The sequence below is a fragment of the Oleiphilus sp. HI0086 genome (assembly GCF_001635225.1).
Map to the genome: position 1 here is coordinate 1 of NZ_LWFZ01000790.1, position 4,109 is coordinate 4,109.

6 protein-coding genes, 1 other RNA gene and 1 pseudogene are annotated in these 4,109 nt (G+C 44.1%); 4 read left to right on the forward strand and 4 right to left on the reverse strand.

Annotation, left to right across the window (positions count from 1 at the left end; all coding sequences use genetic code 11):
* Positions 1 to 370: integrase core domain-containing protein (locus A3756_RS13825; protein WP_156490472.1), on the forward strand; the 370-nt coding region annotated here is incomplete at its 5' end.
* On the opposite strand, the pseudogene A3756_RS26120 reads toward A3756_RS13825, so the two are convergent.
* The 3 genes and pseudogenes from A3756_RS26120 to smpB all read right to left on the reverse strand — a co-directional run.
* Positions 318 to 638 (reverse strand): annotated as a pseudogene (locus tag A3756_RS26120) (transposase zinc-binding domain-containing protein); the annotation flags it as partial. The gene A3756_RS13825 and the pseudogene A3756_RS26120 sit on opposite strands and share 53 nt — an antisense overlap.
* A gap of 505 nt (positions 639 to 1,143) precedes the next feature.
* Positions 1,144 to 1,529: a transfer-messenger RNA gene (ssrA, locus tag A3756_RS13835) on the reverse strand.
* A 282-nt stretch (positions 1,530 to 1,811) separates the two neighbouring features.
* Positions 1,812 to 2,291, reverse strand: coding sequence for an SsrA-binding protein SmpB (smpB, locus tag A3756_RS13840; RefSeq protein ID WP_068514034.1), 480 nt, complete (start codon positions 2,289 to 2,291; stop codon positions 1,812 to 1,814).
* A gap of 192 nt (positions 2,292 to 2,483) precedes the next feature.
* On the opposite strand from smpB, the gene A3756_RS13845 reads away from it, so the two are divergent.
* Both A3756_RS13845 and A3756_RS13850 read left to right on the forward strand, forming a co-directional pair.
* On the forward strand, positions 2,484 to 2,918 hold the full coding sequence (locus A3756_RS13845; protein WP_068553707.1) for a type II toxin-antitoxin system RatA family toxin: 435 nt from the start codon (positions 2,484 to 2,486) through the stop codon (positions 2,916 to 2,918).
* 13 nt (positions 2,919 to 2,931) lie between these two features.
* A complete protein-coding gene (locus tag A3756_RS13850) occupies positions 2,932 to 3,222 on the forward strand; it encodes an RnfH family protein (RefSeq protein WP_082865264.1) in 291 nt (96 codons plus the stop codon).
* Positions 3,223 to 3,231: 9 nt separating this feature from the next.
* Here the strand turns inward: A3756_RS13850 and A3756_RS13855 are convergent, their stop codons facing one another.
* Positions 3,232 to 3,561, reverse strand: coding sequence for an outer membrane protein assembly factor BamE (locus A3756_RS13855; protein ID WP_068514039.1), 330 nt, complete (start codon positions 3,559 to 3,561; stop codon positions 3,232 to 3,234).
* Between the two features lie 160 nt (positions 3,562 to 3,721).
* Here A3756_RS13855 and fur point away from each other — a divergent pair.
* A partial coding sequence (fur, locus tag A3756_RS13860) for a ferric iron uptake transcriptional regulator (RefSeq protein WP_197481312.1) occupies positions 3,722 to 4,109 on the forward strand: 388 nt, incomplete at its 3' end.

Here is a 4,109-nt window from a genome sequence, read left to right on the forward strand (position 1 = left end):
TATGACTACTGACTTGGTTAGTCGAGCTATGATCAGGGCATATAATCTGCGCCAGCCTCCTAAAGGCTTGGTGTTTCATAGTGACAGAGGTTCGCAGTATACCAGCAAGCGTTATCGCACACTGCTGAGTAATTATGGCATCAGAGCTAGCATGGGGGATGTAGGTGCTTGCTGGGATAACTCTGTTGTGGTGCGGTTCTTTGGAAGCTTAAAGCATGACTGGGTTTTGAAAGTGCCCCAGCCAACGAGAGAGCATATGAGAAATGATGTGGCTGACTACATGCGTTATTACAACTTAGAGCGGCTCCATACTTCTAACGAAGATATGTCGCCAATCGAGTACGAAAACTCTTTAAGAAAAGTGTCCTGATTTAGTTGCGCAGAACAGTTGAGAGTGTACGGTAAACGATGCTCAAGACCTTGCCCATCAGCTCCGGGTAACGGTCCAGCAAAAAGCGCAACTGGAAAGGAAAATTCAGCACCCATTGGCGAATAGGCTCTGCGGGAAATACTTCATCCACCAAAAGTGCGGCACTCTCCGCCATCCGCCGAGCGCCACAACTAGGGCAGAAACCACGCCGTTTGCAGCTGAAAGCGACCAAACGCTCGTGATGACAATCTTCGCAGCGCACACGCAATTTGAGGCTGTTCAAATTTTGGTATCTACGAAGCTGGAATATCAACAAGGTCTATCTGTGTTTCTTGTTTTCCTTATGGAGTGTGTCTTCTTTTATCGTATCTCTGCTGTTTGCTATGGGAGCTCTTGGAACTAATCGGCCCTTGGCATTGGCTTTGGTATGTTATTTATTTCTAATTGTTGTTATTTATGCGGGCTCAGTGCACGATCCTTTCTGGTTTAAATCTACTAAGAATAATGAGTTAGCTCTGTTTCTTCAGGTTTACAAATCAGAAATGCTTATTGAGGGCGGGTCGAACGATTAAAAAAAGGTTCGCAAATCATAGATATTAAAAAGTAAAGCTCATTGAATCATAACGCTATGATTCAATGAGCTTTTTCAGTCTAGAAAGGGTTGCATTTGTCCGGTTGTTGCCAAACTTATGCTTCCCTGTGAACCATAATTTTAGCAAATGCTAAACTTATGGTTACTTCCCTACTTTATTGGTTCTTGATGAACCAGCTTTTGGTGGAGACGGCGGGAATTGAACCCGCGTCCGTCAGCACTCTGCCATCGGCTCTACATGCTTAGAATCCGTTAATTAGTTTAACCTTCCACAGCCCAACGGGCAGGACGTGGTTGGCGAGCTCAGTAAAGTTTAACGAAACGACCCTGAGTAAGCCGCTTGGCGATCCTGTTCTGAGTGACAGTCATTAGCGCGATACAGGCACCTTGCTAAAGACCGTTAGGGCCGTAGCCCTAAAAGTGCTTTTTCACTGCTTACGCAGCTAGTTGAGCACCGTAGTTGTCATCATTTGCAACTATGAGTTATAGCGATTGGAGTACGAGTGCCACTATACACTCGGCATGCACCTTTGGTTTTGTTACCAGCGTCGAAGCCATGTCGTCCCCGTAACTTTTACCAAGATTAAGCGTCTGGCTTCGACTGCGTCGAGTCCCGGCCAGCGGGCGGAGCCGCTGTCGCTTATGCCTTTTGAAGGCCAAGAAATTGGCTTTCAATTTGAGACAAAACAGGCATAAGCCCATGTCGTCCCCGTAACTTTTACCAAGATTAAGCGTTTGGCTTCGACTACGTCGAGTCCCGGCCAGTGTTTTAGCAACTGTCGCTTATGCCGTAATTTAATTGTTAGTCATTATATAGGGGCGCTTGTTGGGAATACAAGGCAAGCCTATTTATTTTACGTGTTCTCGAACAATACGTGCTTTCTGGCGATCCCAGTCACGGTTCTTCTCGGCATCTCGTTTATCGTGATCTTTCTTACCTTTGGCCAGTGCTATCTCGCATTTGATGTGGTTTCCTTTCCAATAAAGCGCCAATGCAACACAGGTGTGTCCAGCTTGGTTCATTTTGGCATTTATCTTTGCGATTTCTTTTTTATGTAGCAATAGCTTTCGTTGGCGCGTTGGTTCAGCGATAACGTGAGTGCACGCTGACGTTAGCGGTGTGATATAGACGTTAAGAAGCCAGGCTTCACCGTTTTTTAGGAATACGTGTGAATCCGTAAGCTGAGCTTTGCCTTCTCTTAAGCTTTTGACTTCCCACCCTGTTAGAGCGAGTCCGGCTTCGAACTTTTCTTCAATATGGTAGTCGTGTTTAGCTTTCTTATTGAGAGCAATGGTGCCTGGCAGTTGTTTTGGTTTTTTCTTGGCCATATATCTATTGTTATCACTATCTCGTACAAATAGACCTAAACGTTTCTAGGGCTATAAAAATGAACCATTCTACACCATGTTTCAGTCATTTGTGCCAGCCTTCTGAAAATTTATGTTGCGTGTTTTTATTGAGGCTAGGCGACCACGGTCTTGGCGGGTACAATAGAGGTAAGATAGTTTAGGGTGATGTGAATGTCTTTAAGTATTAATCGTAGTGCCTTGGTTATGCACTCTGCTGAGCGTATGAGTGCACTGGTAAATGATGTGGCGGCTTACTCGCAGTTTCTTCCTTGGTGTTCAAGCTCGCAGGTCTTGGAGTCTGAATCGGAGTATATGTTGGCGAGCATTGAGGTTCAAAAGGGCGCGCTGAAGCAGTCGTTTACCACGCGTAACGACTTGTCTGAAGATGGCAGAATTATTATGAGCCTGGTGGAGGGACCTTTCAGCTATTTAAAAGGCGCCTGGGAATTTATTCACCTGAAAGAAGGAGCTTGTAAGGTTGAACTTACGCTCGATTTTGAGATTAAACAAAATTTGGCAAAAATGGCCTTTGCCAAGGTATTTAATCAGGCAGCTAACTCGATGGTTGATGCGTTCTGTGAACGTGCAAATCAATTATATCGTTAAGGAAACGTAAATAATGGAAAATATGATCCAAATAGAAGTTGCCTATGCCGCGCCTGATAAGCAGAAAATACTAACAGTCGAGGTGAAGCCGGGTACCAACGTTTTTGATGGGGCAAAAAACTCGGGAATTGATAAGGTTTTTCCTGAGATAGATTTCGATAAGGCCGATATGGGAATATTTGGTAAAGCGGTTCGTAAACCACTGGAGCAGGAGCTGAAAGAAGGGGATCGTATTGAAATTTACCGCCCATTAATGATCGACCCTAAACAGGCTCGCTTAAATCGGGCGGCAAAGAAAGACTAAATAGAGCGCTTAATATGCTGGGTTGCTCTCAAGTAGTGTGCCTTCGTAGCGTTGGTACACGCCTTGGCTATAGTAGACTTTTATGGTTTGTTTCTCGATTTCACCGCCCGCAACTTGATAGGTGTATACGTAGTTTTCGAGTTCTGTATCGAAGGTGTTGTCTAGAACGGGAGCACCTAATACGAAGTGAACCTGTTTTTTAGTCATACCTGCTTTTAATGTGTCGAGCATGTCTTGGGTGATGATGTTGCCTTGCTGGACATTGATTTTGAAAACGCCAGGAAAGCTACAGGCGCTTATGCTTAAAGCGGTGAGAATAATAATTAAAAACTTTTGCATCTAATTTTTGAATTCCATTATCTTTGCTTTACAATGTTTTCGGCTGATCTTTATGAAGATAGGCGAAACGCAAGCAAAGTATGTTGTAAAGAAGAAACTAACATTATAGCGAGGCATGATACCTGATTCGTGCAAACGCTGTGAATAGGATTACAAATAAATCATGCCAGACAACTCAGAGTTAAAAAAAGTTGGTTTGAAAGTTACCTTACCACGATTAAAAGTATTGGGGCTTTTGGAAGAAGCTGATGAGCACCATATGAGTGCGGAAGATGTCTATAAGGCTTTATTGGAATCGGGTGATGATGTAGGTTTGGCGACCGTTTATCGTGTACTTACCCAGTTTGAGGCTGCCGGTCTGGTCTTGCGTCATAACTTTGAGGGTGGACATGCGGTATTCGAGTTGGCGAAAGATGATCATCATGACCATATGGTCGATACCGAAAGCGGTAAAGTTATTGAGTTTCTAGACCCTGTTATTGAAAGGCGTCAGCATGAAATTGCAGAAGAGCATGGTTATGAATTAGTCGATCACAACCTTACGCTGT

Coding starts and splice junctions, on each gene's coding strand:
- A3756_RS13850 (WP_082865264.1), top strand. CDS start 2,932: ATGGAAAATATGATCCAAATAGAAGTTGCCTATGCCGCGCCTGATAAG.
- A3756_RS13845 (WP_068553707.1), top strand. CDS start 2,484: ATGTCTTTAAGTATTAATCGTAGTGCCTTGGTTATGCACTCTGCTGAG.
- smpB (WP_068514034.1), bottom strand. CDS start 2,291: ATGGCCAAGAAAAAACCAAAACAACTGCCAGGCACCATTGCTCTCAAT.
- A3756_RS13855 (WP_068514039.1), bottom strand. CDS start 3,561: ATGCAAAAGTTTTTAATTATTATTCTCACCGCTTTAAGCATAAGCGCC.